At 36.7% G+C, this 20,219-nt stretch carries 19 protein-coding genes; 10 read left to right on the top strand and 9 right to left on the bottom strand.

What is annotated here, in order from left to right:
* Positions 1-7: 7 nt before the first annotated feature.
* Positions 8-1,030: a phenylalanine--tRNA ligase subunit alpha gene (gene pheS, locus R3333_RS01345; protein WP_318956776.1), complete on the bottom strand. Its 1,023-nt coding sequence runs from the start codon at positions 1,028-1,030 to the stop codon at positions 8-10.
* 351 nt (positions 1,031-1,381) lie between these two features.
* Between pheS and R3333_RS01340 the strand changes: the two genes are divergently transcribed.
* The 3 genes from R3333_RS01340 to R3333_RS01330 all read left to right on the top strand — a co-directional run bounded on the left by R3333_RS01340 (position 1,382) and on the right by R3333_RS01330 (position 2,637).
* Positions 1,382-1,780: a hypothetical protein gene (locus tag R3333_RS01340; protein WP_318956775.1), complete on the top strand. Its 399-nt coding sequence runs from the start codon at positions 1,382-1,384 to the stop codon at positions 1,778-1,780.
* Positions 1,781-1,795: 15 nt separating this feature from the next.
* Entirely contained in the window at positions 1,796-2,179 is a 384-nt protein-coding gene (locus R3333_RS01335) for a hypothetical protein (protein WP_318956774.1), read from the top strand.
* Between the two features lie 74 nt (positions 2,180-2,253).
* Positions 2,254-2,637 (top strand): hypothetical protein, encoded by a 384-nt coding sequence (locus tag R3333_RS01330; protein ID WP_318956773.1) that lies wholly within the window; start codon positions 2,254-2,256, stop codon positions 2,635-2,637.
* A 77-nt stretch (positions 2,638-2,714) separates the two neighbouring features.
* Here the strand turns inward: R3333_RS01330 and R3333_RS01325 are convergent, their stop codons facing one another.
* On the bottom strand, positions 2,715-2,903 hold the full coding sequence (locus tag R3333_RS01325) for a hypothetical protein (protein ID WP_318956772.1): 189 nt from the start codon (positions 2,901-2,903) through the stop codon (positions 2,715-2,717).
* 71 nt (positions 2,904-2,974) lie between these two features.
* On the opposite strand from R3333_RS01325, the gene R3333_RS01320 reads away from it, so the two are divergent.
* Together R3333_RS01320 and purQ are read left to right on the top strand one after the other, a co-directional pair.
* Positions 2,975-3,928 (top strand): hypothetical protein, encoded by a 954-nt coding sequence (locus R3333_RS01320; protein WP_318956771.1) that lies wholly within the window; start codon positions 2,975-2,977, stop codon positions 3,926-3,928.
* Between the two features lie 78 nt (positions 3,929-4,006).
* A complete protein-coding gene (purQ, locus tag R3333_RS01315; protein WP_318956770.1) occupies positions 4,007-4,696 on the top strand; it encodes a phosphoribosylformylglycinamidine synthase subunit PurQ in 690 nt (229 codons plus the stop codon).
* Positions 4,697-4,759: 63 nt separating this feature from the next.
* Here purQ and R3333_RS01310 read toward each other — a convergent pair whose 3' ends face one another.
* The 3 genes from R3333_RS01310 to R3333_RS01300 are packed head-to-tail and all read right to left on the bottom strand — an operon-like array spanning position 4,760 to position 9,847.
* On the bottom strand, positions 4,760-5,620 hold the full coding sequence (locus R3333_RS01310; protein ID WP_318956769.1) for a DUF6252 family protein: 861 nt from the start codon (positions 5,618-5,620) through the stop codon (positions 4,760-4,762).
* Between the two features lie 39 nt (positions 5,621-5,659).
* Positions 5,660-8,095, bottom strand: coding sequence for a TonB-dependent receptor (locus R3333_RS01305; RefSeq protein ID WP_318956768.1), 2,436 nt, complete (start codon positions 8,093-8,095; stop codon positions 5,660-5,662).
* Positions 8,096-8,107: 12 nt separating this feature from the next.
* On the bottom strand, positions 8,108-9,847 hold the full coding sequence (locus R3333_RS01300; protein ID WP_318956767.1) for a peptide ABC transporter substrate-binding protein: 1,740 nt from the start codon (positions 9,845-9,847) through the stop codon (positions 8,108-8,110).
* A gap of 159 nt (positions 9,848-10,006) precedes the next feature.
* Between R3333_RS01300 and R3333_RS01295 the strand changes: the two genes are divergently transcribed.
* Entirely contained in the window at positions 10,007-10,807 is an 801-nt protein-coding gene (locus R3333_RS01295) for a hypothetical protein (RefSeq protein ID WP_318956766.1), read from the top strand.
* A 51-nt stretch (positions 10,808-10,858) separates the two neighbouring features.
* Positions 10,859-11,272 (top strand): methylmalonyl-CoA epimerase, encoded by a 414-nt coding sequence (gene mce / locus R3333_RS01290; RefSeq protein ID WP_318956765.1) that lies wholly within the window; start codon positions 10,859-10,861, stop codon positions 11,270-11,272.
* On the opposite strand, the gene R3333_RS01285 is transcribed toward mce, so the two are convergent.
* A complete protein-coding gene (locus R3333_RS01285) occupies positions 11,262-11,963 on the bottom strand; it encodes a cell division ATP-binding protein FtsE (RefSeq protein ID WP_318956764.1) in 702 nt (233 codons plus the stop codon). The two genes, mce and R3333_RS01285, sit on opposite strands and share 11 nt — an antisense overlap.
* A 153-nt stretch (positions 11,964-12,116) precedes the next feature.
* Here R3333_RS01285 and R3333_RS01280 point away from each other — a divergent pair, with 153 nt between their 5' ends.
* Both R3333_RS01280 and R3333_RS01275 read left to right on the top strand, forming a co-directional pair.
* Positions 12,117-15,215 (top strand): tetratricopeptide repeat protein, encoded by a 3,099-nt coding sequence (locus R3333_RS01280; RefSeq protein WP_318956763.1) that lies wholly within the window; start codon positions 12,117-12,119, stop codon positions 15,213-15,215.
* Positions 15,205-16,920 (top strand): hypothetical protein, encoded by a 1,716-nt coding sequence (locus R3333_RS01275; RefSeq protein ID WP_318956762.1) that lies wholly within the window; start codon positions 15,205-15,207, stop codon positions 16,918-16,920. The genes R3333_RS01280 and R3333_RS01275 overlap by 11 nt, the downstream gene beginning before the upstream one ends.
* Before the next feature lie 55 nt (positions 16,921-16,975).
* Here R3333_RS01275 and R3333_RS01270 read toward each other — a convergent pair whose 3' ends face one another.
* The 3 genes from R3333_RS01270 to R3333_RS01260 all read right to left on the bottom strand — a co-directional run bounded on the left by R3333_RS01270 (position 16,976) and on the right by R3333_RS01260 (position 19,937).
* On the bottom strand, positions 16,976-18,532 hold the full coding sequence (locus R3333_RS01270; protein ID WP_318956761.1) for a HAMP domain-containing sensor histidine kinase: 1,557 nt from the start codon (positions 18,530-18,532) through the stop codon (positions 16,976-16,978).
* 66 nt (positions 18,533-18,598) lie between these two features.
* Positions 18,599-19,228, bottom strand: coding sequence for a cation diffusion facilitator family transporter (locus R3333_RS01265; protein WP_318956760.1), 630 nt, complete (start codon positions 19,226-19,228; stop codon positions 18,599-18,601).
* A 1-nt stretch (position 19,229) separates the two neighbouring features.
* Positions 19,230-19,937 (bottom strand): hypothetical protein, encoded by a 708-nt coding sequence (locus R3333_RS01260; protein WP_318956759.1) that lies wholly within the window; start codon positions 19,935-19,937, stop codon positions 19,230-19,232.
* A gap of 109 nt (positions 19,938-20,046) precedes the next feature.
* Here R3333_RS01260 and R3333_RS14620 point away from each other — a divergent pair.
* Positions 20,047-20,219 (top strand): diacylglycerol kinase family protein (locus R3333_RS14620; RefSeq protein ID WP_413468661.1); only part of this gene is annotated, 173 nt, incomplete at its 3' end.

The following is a 20,219-nucleotide window of genomic DNA, read 5'->3' as shown; positions in this document are numbered from 1 at the left end:
AATATGCTTAAAGTGCTGACGTAAATTGTTTCAAGAAACGAACATCGTTTTCAGAATACAAACGTAAATCGTTCACTCTATATTTCAATTGAGCAATTCTCTCTATACCCATACCGAAGGCATAACCAGAGTATTCTTTTGGATCTATGTTTGACGCCTCTAAAACATTAGGGTCTACCATACCACATCCCAAAATCTCTAACCAACCTGTGTATTTACAAACATTACATCCTTTTCCAGAACAAATTGTACAAGATACATCTACCTCTGCACTTGGTTCAGTAAATGGGAAGTAAGATGGACGCAAACGAATTTGAGCTTTTTCTCCAAACATCTCTTGTGCGAAGTACAATAAAGTTTGTTTCAAATCAGCAAAAGAAACATCCTTATCGATGTACAACCCTTCCACTTGGTGGAAGAAACAGTGCGCACGTGCCGAGATGGCTTCATTTCTGTAAACCCTTCCTGGAGAAATTGTACGAATTGGAGCCTCACCATTTTCCATTACACGCACCTGAACAGATGAAGTGTGTGTACGCAAAGCCATTTCATTTTCTCCTTTTTCAATAAAGAAAGTATCCTGCATATCTCTAGCAGGGTGCTCTGGTGGAAAGTTTAAAGCAGAGAAATTATGCCAATCATCTTCAATCTCTGGTCCTTCAGAAACACTAAAACCAATACGATTAAATATTTCGATAATTTCAGATCTTACCAAAGCAATAGGATGACGCGAACCAACTTCTAAAGGATCTCCCGGACGAGAAAAGTCAATCTTCTCTCCTTCTTCGCTCGAATTTTCTAAAACTTCTTTTTGTTCATTGAACTTTGTTTCAGCAAGTACTTTTACTCCATTGATCAACTGTCCAACCGCTCTTTTTTCTTCGTTTGGAACTGTTTTCAACAAAGCAAACAAATCTTTAATTCTATTCTTAGAACCTAAAAATTCTATTCTAAATTTTTCAAGACTTGCTGCGTCCTTTATTTCGTATGCTTTAATATCCTCTTCTATTGCGCTGATTTGCTCTTTCATCACAAGTATTCTTTCTTAGTATTTACAGTTAATAGCCTTCTGCTATTATGTGTCTGCGAATTTAAGAAAACTATTACAACCATAGGTATCTAAATAAAGGAGAACTACCACAATATACTCCGCAAAGCTTTTCTTCGTTTTAATTCTTTAGCTTCTTTTCAAAAAATTGAAAATCAAGCCCGAAATAAATTTATTTTTGGCCATGATTGTAACTTTTTAAGTCCGTTAACTGTTTAAGGAGCAAAGAACATTGAATAAGTCCTTTTTATAAGCAACCTCTTTTGATGAGGAATGTTATATATTTGTAGGATGTGTTTAGCATTAATTTGTTATTCTAAATAAACCAAGAATATGAAAAAACTAGTAAGCCTTTTTGCTTTTTTGATGGTAGGTGTATTACTCCTTTCATCTTGTCAAGAAAAAGATCCTTCTGTAGGAAAGGTATTTGTAAGAAACTATAACAACCAGTTAATCAGTGATGCAACGGTAATTATTGTGGGAGATAAAGATTCTGACCCTGCAACACCGAGTTACACAGACACATTAACTACCAATGCTTCAGGATTTGCAGCATTCGATTTATCGAGTTTATTTGAAAGGTACGATAAGGAGGCAGAAAAAGTAGCTTACTTCGATGTACTTGTAAAATATGAAGACAAAGAAGTTTGGAGTGATGAATCACAAAACCAAAAACAATTAAAAGCAAGACAACATATTACTCAGGTAATCACTGTTTACTTACCAGAATAAGATTAAAATAAGATTATGAAGAAGTCATTAAAAACATTATCTCTTTTTGCCTTAATGGGTATTTCTCTCATGGCATGTAGAGAAGAAGAACCAACAATAGCAAACATTACGGTTAAGGATGTAGACAACAAAGTTATTCCTGGTGTTACAGTTATTTTGTACGGAGAGTCTACTGAAACTCCCCCGAAACCGGTAACAAGAGTAGACACGGCAATTACAGATATTTTTGGTGTTGCAGCTTTCGATTACACGGAAGACTTTCAATTGGGTCAAGCTGGTTTTGCAGTGTTAAACATCGATGCAAAAGTTACTGACCAAAATGGAAATACCTTATCTGGTACAGGAACAATTAAAATTGAAGAAGAAAAAATTAATGAGGAAGTAGTTTACATTCAGTAATCCCTCCCTTACATATATCATTATAAAAGCTTCTTTTCCAAGAAGCTTTTTTTGTATCACCAAAAATCAATGTTATGAAAAGAAAACACCAATTCACCTTACTCCTCTCCTTATTTTTTCTATTCTCTTGTGGAGATAAAGAACCCACCTTTGCCGATATCACTGTAAAAGATAGCGACAACCAAGTAGTACCCGGTGTTCGTGTAATTATATATGGATCTTCTACGGAAACCCCAAATAAAGACGGAGACGTTGTTTTAAGAGACACGTTGACCACAGATACCTTTGGGGTTGCTTCTTTTGACTTTACAGAAAATTTCAAATTAGGTCAAGCCGGTTTTGCAGTATTAGACATCGCTGCAGAAGTTACGGATGCCAATAGCAATGTTTTAAAAGGTACAGGAATTATTAAGATTGTAGAAGAAGAGGTGAACAAAGAAGTAGTTTACATTCAGTAAGTACACAATTATTTTTAATGCAATAAAAAACCCGATGTAGGATGTACATCGGGTTTTTAAATATTGTAATCAAACAACTATTTCATTTGATTTGGATTGTTCGCTGCTTCATCGTTGAATTTCTTTTGAGTTCTCAACCAGAAAATCAATCCAATGAATCCTAAAACGATCATTGCGTTGTTGAATGAATTTCCAATTACTTCGAAAATTCCAAATGTCCATTGCAAGAAACTTGCTATTGCTTCAAATATAGTGTTTGAGTTCATCGTATTCAATTTTGAACAAAAGTAAATAAAAAAATTAAAGTTCTTTATATAGTTTCTATCTTCGTTGCTCAATGCTCCATTTTTTTTCAAATAACAAGCCATTAGTATTGGCATTATTGCCCTTAATTCTCATTGCGCATTTAGTATTTGAGTTCAATTATGATTATTTCCAAGCGGGGATAAACAGTGATACAAATATTACGGGGTATTACTTCAATGCGTTTAAACCATGGAGCAATTATTTAACGCTTGTTTTACTCTTGGCCAATGCCATCTTCCTGAATTTTATTTTTAATTCACATGAATTTTGGATCAAGAGCAATTACATACCTGCCTTCATTTACCTATTGCTGAATCTTTATTTTCCGCACTCGGTTTATTTAACAGGAGAAGTATTAGCGCAGAGTTTTGTATTACTCATCTTATACCAACTCTACTCTCTGAACCCACAAGGAGATGCGCGCAAGAAGAGTTTTAACATGGGCCTATTTTCTGCACTCGCCGTAGTATGTAATCCATTATACATCATGGTGCTTCCAAGTGTTATGGTGAGTTTAAAATTTATACGTCCCTTTGTGTTGAGAGAATACCTCTTACTCCTACTTGGATTCTTCCTTCCCTTCATTTATCTACTCGTTTTTGATGTAGAACTATCAAAAAACTTATTCCATTTGTTAGATAAGTTTCAATTTACGGGTGAAAACTTGTTGTTATTTATCGTATCGAGTATCACTGTTGGGATTTTGCTCTGTTTTGGGTTCATGGGTATTTTTAAAAGAAGTAAGACAAGTTCAATTCGTTTCAAAAAATTAAGAAATATCACCTTAAGTTTAACCTTGTTTTTAAGTATAGGTGTTGGACTTAGTTTAGCCTTTGGAGGTTCTGTATACTATAGCAGCATGCTTACTGTACCTCTCGCTTTCATACTTCCTTATTCTTATCTCTCATTGCGCATAAAAGGACTGGTAGAAGTCTTGATTTTAACCCTCCTGTTAATTTCTGTGGCTAAATTTTTTATTTATTGATCGTCCTTGCGTAAGAATTAATTACTTTTGCCCTAACTTTTAAAAGTTGCACGTTTAGGTGCATTTAAAATTTATAATATGAAATTTGGTGTTGTTACCTTTCCAGGATCTAATTGTGACCAAGATATGGTCTACGTTTTGGAAACTATTTTAAATCAAGAAGTTGTTCAATTGTGGCATAAAGACACTGACCTTCAAGGGTGTGACTTTATCGTATTACCAGGTGGATTCTCTTACGGAGATTACTTGCGTTCTGGAGCAATTGCAAAATTATCTCCGATTATGGGAGAAGTAATTAAGCATGCAAACAACGGTGGTTACGTAATGGGTATTTGTAACGGATTCCAAATTTTAACTGAGAGTGGTTTATTGGATGGAGCGTTGTTGCACAACAACAGCCAAAAGTTCATTTGTAAAAATGTATACTTAAAGCCAGCCTCTAATGGATCTGCAATCACGAAAGATTTGGATGCAAACGCAACTTACCAAATTCCTATCGCTCACGGTGAAGGAAGATTCTTCGCTGATGACGCAACAATTAAGAAATTAGAAGATAACGATTTAATCTTATTTAGATACAGCTCTAAAGATGGAGATACTTCTGAAGAATTCAACCCTAATGGTTCTATCAACAACATTGCTGGTATTACTAATGAAGGTAGAAACGTATTCGGAATGATGCCTCACCCAGAAAGAGCTGCTGATGAAGCTTTGGCAAATGAAGACGGAAGAGCATTCTTCGAATCTATCCTTGCACATTGCAAATAAGTAAAATACTTAACAAAAAAGGGCGATAATTAATTATCGCCCTTTTTTATTGGTTTCTATTTTCTAATAATTGATTCCGAATTCTCCTCCACTTAACGTATAAGTATTGGTACTCGTACTTCCTGCACTTGGAACAGCTGTAAAATCAAACTCTCCAACCAAGTAACTGTTTTGTGTATTGTGCGCAATAATACGCAAGGTTCCATTTCCAGCTACATACTGATCGTTTAACGCACCTGAAGTAGAAAAGCTCGCCTTATAATCTCCTTGGCCCGATAATGCATACTCACCGGCTGCAATTGATTCTATTAAATTCAACCCTACTGTGTAATTATCACTTCCTCTAGCAAGGTTGATAGCAATACGACCAAAACCTTGGTTCCCTGTGAGTATATCTGGGTTAAAAGCTACTCCATCTAAATTTACTGCTCCTGTTTGGGTTACGGGTATTCCCGCTCCACTGTAAACACCTGAATAAGGAATTGATGTAAATTCTCCTAAAGTGATTTGAATACCATTGTTGGTTTGCCCTGAAAAAGTTCCGGATATACGCTTGTTTCCCGTATCTATGGAAGAAATAACCAAGGTTCCTTCTATATCCTCAGAAGCGGTTGATCCTGCGGTATAGCTCATTGTACTCACAGAGGTTGGAGACAAGTAAGAACCTTGCCCTTCTTGATTTACAGAAAAGCTAAAACTAGCACTTCCATTACTTCCGCTAAGCGTAACAAGCCCATTATCGAAATTTGCCGTAACATCAGTGGCTTGCCACAAGTTACCATTTACCTCAGCCTTGAAACTTTTTGCCGCAACGGATGACCCGCCTCCACCTGTTCCATTATCAGATGGTTCGTCTACCTTCTTCTTACAAGAAAAGAATAGTCCAAACACCAATAAAATGAAAAGCGGCGTGTATTTATTCATGTTCATATAAATATAAACGCAAATCCGCTTGTAATGTTGCTATTTTTTAAGCTTAAAATCGATGCGGTAATAGAAAATTGGCAAAAACCCTAACTGCGTTCTTTCTGCAATAGGTTCCGCAGAAGGATTGCTTAAGTTTGGAGCATAAGCCAATCCTAAGAGGTTTCTGGTATTCAAAATATTCACCAAGTCCAACCCTATTTCATGCGTAATTTTCTTTGTATTTAATTTGTAGTTAACCTTTACGTCTAAACGGAAATAATCTTTAAACTGACGCGTGTTGTAACCCTCTGAGAGGAACACTAACTCTTGCGCTTCTTTGGAAGCTTCAACGTCAACATACCCATAACGTTTACCTCCAGCTGTAGTACATTTTAACCCAAGAGAAATAGATTGATTTCCTTTGAAATTGAACTCTTTTCCACCCAATACATTTACCGTATAACTTCCGTTATAGTCTGTATTTCTTTCAACACCGTCGCTTCCTTTATATTTGGAATCGTAAAGAGACCCTGTGATTAAAAAGAAGAATGATTTATTAAAGTACTTTTGGATCGTAAGTTCTATACCGTAGTTTCTACCTGTTCCAGTATTTTGAAGTGAGTCTGGAAAAAATCTTTGAAAACCACTCCCCATATTTATTAAACTTAAGGCAGAACTTTCTATCTCTACCGGTACATTGTAGAGATACTGGAAATACGTCTCAGCTTTCACATTTAGACCTTTCTTAAAGCTTCGCTCATAACCAATCGCCGAATGAATACTTTTCGTGAAATCCATATTCTTGTTGTGTCGAACAGGATTACCATCACCATCGTACTGCTGATAACTGTATAAATACAAGGGCTGGGTTTGAGAATGTAGACCTGCTCCTGCGGTAATAACTTGATTCTTTTTAAGCACATATTTCCATCCTAACCTCGGTTCTAAAACACTTAAAGAATTACTCAATGAAAAATATTGGTTATGTAAACCTGCTGTAAAGTCCATTTTAGGGTTCACCTTCCATTTGTACTGAACAAAAGGTTGAATCAGGGTATAAGCACCGGCGAAATCATGCCTTAGCTTAAACGCATCTCCCGTCTCATTCAAAACAGAATCAACATTATTGGTATAGATAGCATCCATATTTATACCCGCCTTTAAGATGTGCTTTTTATTGATTTTATGGTTTACACTAAAATATCCCGAAAGCTTCGTATTATAAAATTGATAACCCATCAATTGATAAATGGAATCTGTGCGTATAGTGATTTTTTCTTGTCCTCCTATATAACTCGTATCTAAAGATCTTTCTAGTAAGTAGTGACGCGAATGCTGCTCATCTCCAGAAACTGCGAAGGTCGCCGAAAGGAAAGTGCGTGTACTCACTGGTTTTTTGTAACTCAAACCAACAACTCCCATAGATGTCCCGAAATATTGATCTCTGTCTCCTTCTCCGTATACCTCATCGGTTAATTCGGTCTGGTCAGAAATCTTAATATCAATTTGAGATTTACCTCCCATTCCCCATACGCTAATTGCACCTCCTTTTTTTAGGGGATAATTCAATTTAAAGGCACCATCACCGTAAATAGGCACTGCATCTGTTCCTATGCTTATTCCCAAAGATTGAAAGATACTCAGTGTTGAATACCTTCCCATAACTATATAAGATGAACGTTTATCCTTATTGATAGGACCTTCCGCCATAACTTCAGTACCTAAGAATCCAAATTGACCGGTAAATTCATGTACGGATTGATTACCATTTCTCAACTTTAAATCAAACACTCCTGAGGTACTGTTTCCATACTCGGCTGGAAAAGCCGACATGAAAAAGTCTGAGTTACCAAGTATTTTGTTGTTGATTATACTTACAGGTCCACCCGTAGAACCAGATGTACTAAAGTGGTTGGGATTGGGAATATCAATTCCTTCTACTTTGTACAATAAACCAAGCGGTGAATTCCCTCGAATAACAATATCATTTCTAGAGTCATCAGCACCTTGAACTCCGGCAAAATTCGACGCCATTCTAGCGGGATCTGAACGCGATCCAGGATATCTATCTGTTTCTTCTACTGAAAATTGACGTGCCGAAACGGTGGCCATTTCATTCAATACTTCCCCTTTTCTCTGGGCTACAATTTGCACCTCTTCCGTTTCAAAGACCTCTTCTGACATCTCTAAATTCACTACAGATTCTTTACCTGAGTTTACTGTAACAGGAACTGATTTTGTTTCATAAGACATGTAGGTTGCCACCAACTTGTGTTTACCAATTGGAACATTCTTTATTCTGAAACTCCCGTTTTCATCAACAAGTGCTCTGAATAACTGTATCGTATCTTCGGTGAAGATTTGTACTTTAGCTCCGATCAGAGGAAATTTCGTTTCATTATCGACTACCGTTCCACGAACATTTTGGGTAATCTGTGCTCCAGTAATATTTGCACACAACGAGATTACTAGCGTAAGTAAAAATATCCTCATAAGCTTTCGTTTTTAACCTTTGACACCAAGAGACTGTTGGTATTCTTCAACGGTCCAATCTTTAAAATAAACGCGGTCAAGATAATATATATTCATCTCATTTACCGCCAAATTCCTCACTTTCGAGTAGGTTAAGGTTATTGATTCGTCATACCATAAAATGATGAAAGGAACTTCTGCAAGCAGAACTTGCTCTGCCTGAGCAAATAAACTTAACCGCTCTGATTCATCTTCAGAAATTAGAGCTTTTTTCAAAAACTCATCAAATCTTGAATTTTTATATTTTGATTTATTGATCTTAGAAATTGTACCCGTTTTATCGGTCAACAATAAACTATTGAAACAATTTAGGAAACTTTCGGGACTTTTATAATCGGCATACCACGAAGAACGAAAAATATCAACATTACCTTTTTCCACTACATCATTCATTTGTTGATAAGAAAAACCTTCTAAATTGACCTGAATTCCAAGATTTTGCTCCATCTGCGTTGCAAATTCTGAGGCGATGGCTGCATGAATAGTACCTTTATCAAAAATTAATTTCAGCGTTGGAAAACCTTCTCCCTTCGGATATCCAGCTTCAGCCATCAATTTTTGTGCTTTCTTTAAATCAAATTGATAGCCTATCAGTAAACTGTCATTCACATCATAATCTTGCAGAACATAAGGCGGAACAACTCCTCTATTTCCTGCGCCATAAGCACGATCATGTAGAACTTCCTTCACTATGCGCTCTTTATCCAACCCATAATTTAAGGCCTTGCGCACCCGCACATCTTTTAGTGCTGGAGATTCCATATTAAGTCCGTAATACTGCGTTCCAAGCATGGGCTTACGCCTCAATAAAATTTGGGGAGGTTCGTTGAAAAACTCATCTTGGTAGGCTTCAAACATCATAGCAATACGCCCAGGTGGAATATCTTGAACATAGTGAATCTTACCTTCCTCAAAATAAGTTAATTGCTTAAGGTTTTTAGACTCTATGAAATACATTACAGAATCCAAGTAAGGTAAACTATTCCCTTGTTCGTCCATGAGGTAATACTTCGGGTTTTTAGTGAGTAAAACCGCTTGATCATCCCCGAACAACTGCGTTCCTTCATAAATAAATGGCCCGGTTCCTATAAGAGAAGAACCTTGATTTGCCTCCACAATTTCTTTGGGTAAAATTTTAGCTGATGGAACACAAAGTTTTTCTAAAAAATTAAAATCCGTATTTACCAACTCCATTACCAATTCATCTTTCTCCACGTACATGCCCGATATATGGTCGGCTTCATTTTTATAGTACTCTATCGCTCCTTTTACTTTTCCTTCAAAAACCAATTGATACAATACGCTGGGACCACTATCAGCTTTGGACTTACAGGCATGTTCAAAAGTAGATAAGACATCATCCATGGTAAGGCGATGACGATCACCAATCAAAGAGTGTGGATGAAAATAAACGTCTTCTCGAAGTTGAAACCTGTAGACTTTGCCATTTTCTTCCATGGTGTAGCTCTTCACAAGTCTTTCAACAGGTTGTAAATTTTTGTCGTCAAGTTCAAAAAGTCCTTCCAAAACCTGATGAACAACCATGTCAGTAGCCATATCATTCACATTTTCAACTACAACATTTGTAGGGTTAAATTCAATGGCTGCTTTGAAGCATCCTCCAGCGTATTCAAAAGTTTTAGATTCCTTCTTTTCTGAACAGGAGAACAGTAATATGATAAAAGATATGACGTAGTAATAAAGTAGTTTCATATTCTAGAGTTAAGAAGTTAGTTGAACGGGGTTTAACTTCTGAAGTCCTAGGGTTTAATCCCTGATACAATAATACATATTAAAAAACAACTACCATATTGCTTTTTACAAAAATAGACGTTAATATTGCATACGAACATTTAACGTTTCACCATTACAATGAGACTTTTTTTTACACTTGCTACTATATTCTGGTTTGCGCATTTATCTTGTGCTAACCTTTCTATAGAAGGAACCTACCAAGGAAGAAATCTATATGTTCAAAATCCTGAGACACCGGATGGGTTTGGTTTCTGTGCAACGAGAATCACTGTAAATGACCAAATTTTACCAGCAAACATAAACCGTCTAGCATTTATTATAGATTTTTCGCAGTTAGACTTACCCATTGGAACTCCTGTATTTATTGTTATCTATCATTCCGATGATTGTAAACCAAAAATTTTAAATCCAGAGGTTTTATTACACTCTTCCACTTTTACGACAGAAGAAATTTCTGCAACGGAAGAAGGTGTCATTTCTTGGTCAACAAAAAATGAAGAAGGAAAAATTCCATTTAAAATAGAGCAATACCGTTGGAATAAATGGATTACTGTTGGAGAAGTTGAAGGTTTAGGAACACCAGATATCAACAGTTACTCATTCCAAATCACCCCTCATTCTGGGACCAACAAAATAAGAGTTGTACAGATAGACCATACAGGTATTAAAAACAAAAGTCCTGAAATAATCTTTGAATCGAATGCCGATGAAGTTTTCTTAGCCAGTAATAAAATTGACGAGGAGATACGCTTTGTCAACAAACAAAAGAAAGCATCCCCCACGCGTTACGAATTGTTTGACGCTTACGGAAACATTGTAAAAAAAGGATATGGTGAAATTGTAGCATGTACCTCCTTGAAAAAGGGACTCTATCATTTGAACTATGACAATACCACAGAACGGATTATAAAAAAATAAATACTCAATCAATCCCGCTTTTTAAAAAGTGGGATTTTTTATTTTTAGGCCATGAAGAAAATAGAACATTTAGGAATTGCCGTAAAAAGCATAGAAGAAAGCAGTAAGATTTACGCCAAACTTTTAAATGCTGAATGCTATAAAATTGAAGAAGTAGAAAGCGAAGGTGTTAAAACTGCCTTTTATCAAATTGGTGAATCTAAAATAGAATTATTAGAAGCAACGAAAGCAGATAGTCCTATTGCCAAGTTCTTAGAGAAAAAAGGACAAGGAATACACCATATTGCATTTGACGTGGAAGACATTCAGGCAGAAATTGAACGTTTAGAAGGAGAAGGATTTCAATTGATTCATACCCAACCTAAAGCTGGTGCAGACGATAAAGTCATCGCCTTTTTACACCCTAAAAGTACAGACGGTATATTAGTAGAGCTTTGTATGGATAAGGCCAAACTTAAGGCATAGCCTCAAAGGGGTTGAAATTGTTGATGGACGAAATTTCTTTGATTCCTCCATTTTCAACCCTTAATACTCTACCTCCAAATTTATCTACCAAGGCCATATCGTGTGTAGCCATGAGCACAGAGGTTCCTTCTTGCGCGATTGCCGTCAACAATTTCATGATTTCCTCAGAGGTTTCTGGATCTAGATTACCCGTAGGCTCGTCGGCTAAGATTAGAGAAGGACTATTTAACAATGCTCTCGCCACAGCTACACGTTGTTGTTCACCTCCAGATAATTCATGGGGCATGCGTTCGGCCTTGTGTTCCACACCCACCATAGCCAAAACTTCTAAAGCACGTTTTTCCATTTCTTTTTTCTTTCTCCAACCTGTTGATTTAAGTACAAAGAGTAAATTCTTCTTCACACTTCTATCCATCAACAATTGAAAATCTTGGAAAACGATACCAATATCACGACGTAAAAGGGGGATTTGCTTTTTCTTGAGTTTACGTAAATCAAATTCAGAAACATGACCTGTTCCATCCGCCAAACTCAACTCACCGTAGAGCATTTTTAAGAAACTGCTTTTTCCAGAACCCGTTTTACCAATCACATAGACAAACTCATTTTTATCCAACTTAAAGTTGATATTATCTAGAACCAAGCTATTGCGCTGATAAATCTTTCCTGCACTAATTTCTATAACACTCACGACTCTCTTTTTTGTAAAATTGCAAAATCTCCTTCAATACTTTGCGTTGTATATAAAACAATCTTAACAGATTCGCGTTTAAAACTTTCACTACTTGGAGCCAAGCCAGCGCTAATCCCTATTAATTTTACATAATTAAAATAAAAGGAAACTATGCGTTATAGAATATTATTCCTCCTTGCACTTGTTGTAGGTCTTAATTTTTCGATGTTGGCACAACAAACCGAAGCCTATAGAAGTGATTATGCTTTGTTCTACAGTGCCGAAGAACTCTTTGAAAAGCAGCAATACAGTGCAGCAAGGAAAAGCTTTCACGATTTCATCCTTTCTTTTCCAGAAAAATCAAATGATCCGGCGTATATCAAAGCCAGATATTACGAAGGTTTAGCAGCCCTGGAATTGTTCAACAATGATGCTGTGGATTTGTTAATTCAGTTCAATACGGACTATCCAGAATCCATCTACAAAAACAACATTTACTTTAAGCTTGGGAACTACTTCTACCAAAAGAAAAAATACGATGAGAGTATCGTTTGGTATGAGAAAACTAATGTGAATGATATAGCTGAGGACGATAAAGATGCTTTCTATTTCAAGCTCGGATACGCTTGTTTTCAAGAAGGAAAATTTGAACAATCTAGAAACGCTTTTTACGAAATTAAGGATGGAGTATCACAGTACGCTCACCCAGCATTGTACTACTACTCTCATATCGCTTACCAAAAAGAACAATACCAAGTAGCCTTAGAAGGATTCGAAACTTTAAAAGAAGATGAAAGTTTTGCCGCTTTGGTTCCTTACTACATCACGCAAATTTACTACCTGCAAGGGAAGTACGACAAAGTAACTGAACTTGCTCCGCAAATAGGGAGCAATGACACCTACAAAGATAAGGCAGATTTAAATCACCTCATCGGAGATGCTTACTACAAAGTGGAGCAATACGACGAGGCTGTTCCTTATTTAGAAAAATACAATGCCTCGGCACAAACTTCTCGCGAAGACGATTACCAATTGGCCTATGCGTATTACAGAAGTGGTAACTATGCAAAAGCAAGCAAGAAGTTTGAACGCGTTGCTAGAACAAGCGATGAATTAGGTCAAACCGCAATGTACCATGCCGGTGAATGTTACCTAAAGATGGAAAACCTCGATTTCGCAAGAACAGCCTTCTTTAAAGCTTCTGAACTCGATTTCAATGAAACCGTACAAGAAGACGCATTGTACAACAGTGCAGTTTTATCCTACAAATTAGATTACAACCCATATAGTCAGGCCATCGTAGCTTTTGAAACTTACTTGAAAAAGTATCCAAATTCTAAGCGAAAAAATGATGTTTACCAATATTTGGTGAATGTGTATTCTAACACTAAAAATTACCAAGCGGCGTTAACTTCATTAGAAAACTTACCCAGCTTAAACATCAAATTAAAATCTGCATATCAAATTATTGCCTACAACAGAGGGTTAGAGTTATTAGAACAACGTTCATATTCGGAAGCAATTGCAACTTTTAAAAAGGTGGGGAACTATCCTATCAATGCAGACATCTTAGGTGAGTCTGTCTACTGGACGGGAGAAGCTTACTATTTACAAGGTAAGAATCAACAAGCTATTTTAGAATACAGAAATTTCCTTTCCATTCCTGGAAACTATACCTCTAACTTAAAGCAAGATGCATACTACAATATCGGATATGCTTACTTCAATGATGAAGACTATGAGCAAGCCTTAGTGGCCTTTAGAACCTACACAGGTTTAGGGAACATTGCCAACAAAAACAAGTTGGCGGATGCTTATGCTCGAATTGGAGACGCTACTTACTACATTGGAGGAAGAGAAAATTACAAATTAGCCGTACAGAATTACGAGTCTTCTATCCAGTTGAGACAAGGTGCAGAAGATAAATCTCGTTACTACCAAGCCAAAGCTTACAGCTGGTTGAACGACAGAGAAAATGCTGTAAAATCTCTCTTGGACATTGTAAACAACTACAAAAACTCAGTTTATACAGTCCGCGCAGTTTACGATATTTCAATTGCCTATTACCGTTCTAAAAATTACAAAGATGCTATTCGCTATGCTGAACAATTGGCCAGAGACTATCCAAGTAATTTATTGGTGAAAGATGCTTTATTATTGATTGGAGATATCAAATACAAACAAGAAGAATACGCGGCATCTGAAAGCTACTTTAAACGTGTTTTAAATGAATATAGCGCAAGAGACACCAGTGTTTGTAAACCCGCTACTAAAGGTTTGGTGGCCATTTACGAACAACTTTCTCAGATTGAAAAAATTAGACAATTAAGAGTTGATTATCCTTGTGCTGATATCTCAGACGATGCAGAAGAGGAGATCTACTACAAAAACGGTGTAGTCGCCTATAACGAAGAAAGGTATGAAGATGCTATACCAGGATTGAACGGATATATTCAGAATTTCCCTCAAGGAAAATATGCCGTTGAAATCCGCAATTATTTGGCGGATGCTTATTACAACATAGACAGTATGCGTTTGGCCATGGAGGTATATGATGACATCATTAATGATAGTTACTCTTCTTACACAGAATTAGCTTTGATTCGCACTTCGAAATACTACTATAATTCGAAAGATTATGAAAGCGCTTTACCCTACTATGTAAAATTGGAGAAAATTGCTTCTACCCCAGAGGTTATCTACAACACACGTATAGGTTTAATGCGTACGAATTATCTCTTAGAAAATTACGAAAATGCTATCGTAGCCGGTTTAAAAGTGATGCAAGACAAGCAAGTTTCTGATGACATAGAGAAACAAGCTTACTATATTGTTGGACTCTCTTCTTTCCACGTTGAAGAATATGACGAAGCAATTGTTTACTTAAAATGGTTATCTAAGAACGCTGGAGATGCTAGAGGTTCTGAAGCTCAATATACCATTGCCAAAATTTACTTCTTACAAGAGGAGTATGAAAAAGCAAACGCCGAGCATAAGTCATTATTAAAGCGTAAACCGGCTTACGATTATTGGATTGCAAAATCTCTCTTATTACACGCAAACGTTTTAATGGCAACAGATGAATTATTCCAAGCGAAGAGCACAGTAGATATAATTCTTCAAAACTACCCGAACCAAGAAGACGGTATTTTGGACGAAGCCAATGCGATAGCTGCAGAAATTGAACAATTACAAAATACCCCAAAACAGATAGAAGAAGAAGGGGTTGATACAATAGAAATTAACGACGAAGGAGGTAATGATGAATAAATTAAGCGTATTAGCACTAGCACTCATCTCAGTAAGCTTTGCCTTTTCGCAAGAAGACGTTCAGTTAACTACGAAAGGACAACGCCCTATTGAGAAGGCTTACCGTATTTCCGACAGACCTGTGAAAAAGGATTCTGTTATTCCTGCTCCAACTATAGAGTATCCCCTTCTCTCTTTGAAGCACGAAACTTCATTTACCTTAGATCAGATTAACCCTGCTCGTGTAAACATTAACCCTAAACTAGATCAGTTGTATAGGGGTTATGCAAAAGTGGGGATTGGAAGTGATTTAATTACCTTGGGAGAATTGTACTATAACTCACTCCGCTCTCGTAAACATGTTTGGGGTCTGGAGGCACGTCATATTAGTTCTTTCAACAATATGTCTAACTACGCTCCTTCTCAATACGACAGAACCAAAAGTTCTGTATTTGGTCAAATTAACGAGAAGAAGTACAGTTTATACGGAGAAGTCAACTATAATAATTTAGGTTTACATCACTACGGTTTTCAAGACAAAAACGCGAATAGAGATAGTATTGCTAATCGTTTTCAACAAATCGGATTCAATGCTTTGTATGAGTCGCACAAAAAAGACTCAGCAGAATTGAACTATGTTATTGGTGCGAGTTATTACAATTTCTTCGACAAGAAACATGCGGATAGTATTGCAAAATGGAGAGCGAGAGAAAATAACTTTACCATTACATCTGACTGGAAATACAGGTTGAACAATGAAGTATTTAAAGCAGCCTTCAATGTAAAATACAACAACTATCAATACGGGGAAGAGAACAAATTTATTGATCTTAACTCACCCTTAGATACAGGTTTTGTTTCTTCTAATTTGATCTTTCAATTGAAACCAACCGTTACCACTTACAGTAAGGATAAAAAGTTGAGAGCAACAGCTGGTTTTGATGTTACTATTGATAGTCACGACGAAACAAAAGCACACTTCTACCCAATTTTAGAAGCAAAGTACAGCATGTTAAATGACCTATTTATTCCTTACGCAGGTTTGAATGGACAATTGAAACAAAACACCTACTCGCGTTTGAGTAATGAGAATGAATTCTTGCTTTCTAACATTAGATTAGACAATGAATCTCAGGCGTTGAATGCTTACTTTGGTATCAAAGGAACATTGAGCAAACGCATTGCGTTTAATCTCTCAGCTTCGTTCTCATCAAACAGAAATAAAGCACTGTTTGTGAATGATACAACTTACAGCGCGCAAACCGAATTTGCCGTGATTTACGATACTATCAACATCACGAAATTAGAAGCTTCTTTGACTTACCAACAAAATGAAAAGTTGAAGGTAGACGCCATTGGTAGATTTAATTCTTATCAAGCAAGAAACAATCCTTACGCTTGGAATTTACCGCAGTTAGAAATCATTCTACGTGGAGAGTATAACCTATTTGACAAGTTCTTATTGAACTTAACAGTAGGTGCCGAAGCTGGAAGAAGAGCCTTGGTATACGATGCAACAATTGAAAACGCAGAATTAGAAGATGGTATTTACAGTGTTGCTTTAGGAACAATTGTAGATGCAAACCTAGGCTTTGAATACAGATACAATAAACGTTTCTCTGCTTACATCAACTTTAACAACTTTGCTGCACAACGCTACAACAGATGGTACAACTACCCTGTACAAGGTTTCCAAGTATTGGGTGGATTCACCTTTAGATTTTAGGCAAGGATAAAATAATTCATACACAAAAAAGGAGGTCATTAACGACCTCCTTTTTTTATATGTTTAAACTTATTCTAAAAGTTGTTCCTGTTCCTACTTCCGATTTCAGTACAAACACTCGGCCCTTGTGATAATCTTGTACGATGCGCTTTACTAAACTCAAGCCTAATCCCCAACCTCTTTTCTTGGTGGTAAATCCTGGTTGAAAAACAATGCGCTGCTCTTTAGAAGTCATCCCCTTTCCTGTATCTTGTATATCTATGTTCACCTTTCCTTTCTCCTGGAATACGTGAATTTTCAACTCTCCACGACCTTCCATAGCGTCTACCGCATTCTTGCAGATATTTTCTATTACCCATTCAAATAAAGAAACATTGTGCGCAATGATAATCACGGGTTCGCTACTGTTAAAACTTACATTGACTTTATTACTAATACGCGAACGGAGGTAATCAACCATATTTTCCACCGTGGCAACAATATCTTTCTCCTCCAATTTTGCACCTGAACCAATTTTAGAAAACCTATCCGTAACTTGTGTCAATCGGTTAATATCCTTATTCATTTCCTGAGGAATAGAAGGATCTATTTCCATGGTTTCTAAGAGCTGCGTCCATGCCATTAAAGAAGACAAAGGTGTTCCCAACTGATGGGCTGTTTCTTTGGCCATACCTGCCCAAACCTGATTTTGTTCAGCCTTTCTAAACGTAGAAAAGATGAGGTATCCAATAAAAATAAAGAGTCCAATTATTAAGAATTGAATGTAGGGGAAGTACTGTAATTGCTTTAACTCTTGTGAGTCATCATAGTACACATAATTGGTTTCGTCCTCTGCAAAGGATATTTCAATGGGAATATTACCAAATACATCTGGCTTCCAACCTGAACTCAAATCCAAGGCCGCCATATCCTCCTTCTTTAAGTTATGAGCGATGATACTATCCTTATCTCCATTTACTAATACCACGGGAACAAAGCTTGTGTTATCAATTAATTCCTCATTAAAAGAACGAATTAAAGAATCTCTCTCATTTTGAAGTCGGGTAATATTCAAACTCTCATTAAAGTAATAGGTCATGTACAAATCCGTATAGATTTCGACCGTAAAACTTGGGTTAATTTTCTGCCAGCTCAAGGCCAAATTTACCATAGAGTCTTCATACAATTGTTTTACCTCCTGCTTGGAAAGTTCAGGAAAAGCAGTGGCCAATTTATCTTTCGTTAAGGATACATTTCTAGACTGACTATAGCGCCTTTTTTGATCTAAAACTATAACTGGAATTTTGTTGTTCGCATTTATTATTCTCAGCGGTAAGTCGTAAGATTTCGTACTCCCAAAATCTGTGTTCTGACTCACCTCCTTGGTTGCTTCTATCCACAATTCCATCTCATTGCGTTCTTTGGTACGCAATTCGTCAAAAGAACGGTTGGTTAGTTTCACCAACTCAGCCCTTTTCTTAATAGCATCAGCCCATTGGGTTACACGTTCGCGTTCTCGCTTGGCAACTTTCCCAACAATACGATTAGATAGAAATAGCGAAGCTCCAACTAAGCAGAGCGCTACTACCATCAAAACAATCTTCCACTTTTGTTTATTCGAGTATAAATTCATTTGTTCTGTAACGAATTCTAAATGTAATTATTCTAGAACAAATGAAGTCTGCCCCAATTGAGGCTTCTACTTTTCTGTCAATAAAACCTTGGTTGATTCTTTCATCAAACCCACTCCCCACTTCGCCACAACAAATGCGATCACTAATGACAAAACAGGATCTAACCAAAACCAGTGGAAATACTGGGTAAGGTAGGCACCAACAATAATTGCGATGGATGAAAATGTGTCTGCCAATAGGTGCAAGAAGGCACCCTTGGTATTCAAATCTTCTATCCCTCCAAAAGACAAAATAAGCGCGGTAAGGAGATTAACCCCTAAGCCAAAAATGGCTACCCAAAGTAGCTGGGAGGTTTCCATTTCCTCCAAATGCATGAATTTAATGCCTGCGTCTACGACTATCCAAAGCACAAAAGCGAAGATGAGCAATGCATTCGTAAAAGCAGACAATGCCTCTACTTTCTTGGCTTTTTCTTCTGATAAATTCTTTGTGTACAAGATGGCAAAAAGAGCTATGAGTAAAGCCAAGGCATGCGACAACATATGGATGGCATCACTTTTTAGCATTACGCTATTTAAGAGAACACCGTAGACAAACTCTACTACCATAGCCGCAAGAGTTACTGAAATACTCAACAACAACGCCGATTTCTTCGATAAGATTCTTTTTGTTCTTTCTTGTGTTAATGCTTCCATGTTACACTTTATTATATGATTCCTCTTTTCCCGTATTCTTTAAAAAATATTCAATATCGCTGAGGGCAGATTTCAAGCTAAGCAAATACAAGCCTTCTGCATCTTTACTTTGCACCAATTCTACGGTAGAACATAATTTCTCCAATTGATCAAACACCTGGGTATCCTCATCCTGAGTAGTCTTTTGTTTAAAAGGAGCTATAGCCTTTGCAACCCCTTTCAACACGGTAGATTTTCTATGTAAATTCCAAGATTCGAGATGTTGTGTTAGAAGATTTATGGCTTTGAAGAGTTGCTTATCATCAAATTGTAGTTTCTCCAAAGCCCCATACATTTTATCTATCCTTTTACGCAAAGCTTTAAGATGACGCCACTGTTGTTCTTCCGAACTCATCGCCAAAGTATAGTTTTGCATACTGCTTAGCGTCGATTTAATTTTATTTTGATCCTTCAGGTATAACTGCAAGTACTCAAATTCACCAAACAATTGATTTGTTTCTTGTAGGCGGTCAAACTTCTCAGTTGCATCAAGTTCTAACCACTTTATTTCTAAGTAGAGAGATTTAGACCCTAACTCAGCCAACCTATCCAGCACCTCATTACATTCTTCAAGCTGCTCTTTATTTTCTACGTCATTTTTAGAATTATCCAGAGACATGAACATTACACTGATCACCAAAATGCTCGTAAGTCCTAAGAATAATTTCATGCGTTTATTTTTTTACAAAGGTCTCTACTTCCTTTGTTACCGCAGTTAAACCACAATTAATCTTGCATTAAATTGTATTAACAAATAATTACCTATTTTGAGCAAAAGTATGATCATGAACGTAGGTTTTAAATATGGGTTCAAGGGAATAAAACGCATGTTACAAACAGAAAAGAATTTTAAGATTCATGTTGTCTTATTCCTCCTGCTTATAGGTGCATCCTTTTTCTTTGAGGTTTCGAAATTTGAATGGTGCATACTGCTAGCTTTATCTGCCCTTGT

The sequence above is a fragment of the Lishizhenia sp. genome (assembly GCF_033720595.1).
Classification (GTDB): Bacteria; Bacteroidota; Bacteroidia; order Flavobacteriales_D; family Crocinitomicaceae; genus Lishizhenia.
This window is presented reverse-complemented; position numbering and strand designations above follow the sequence as displayed.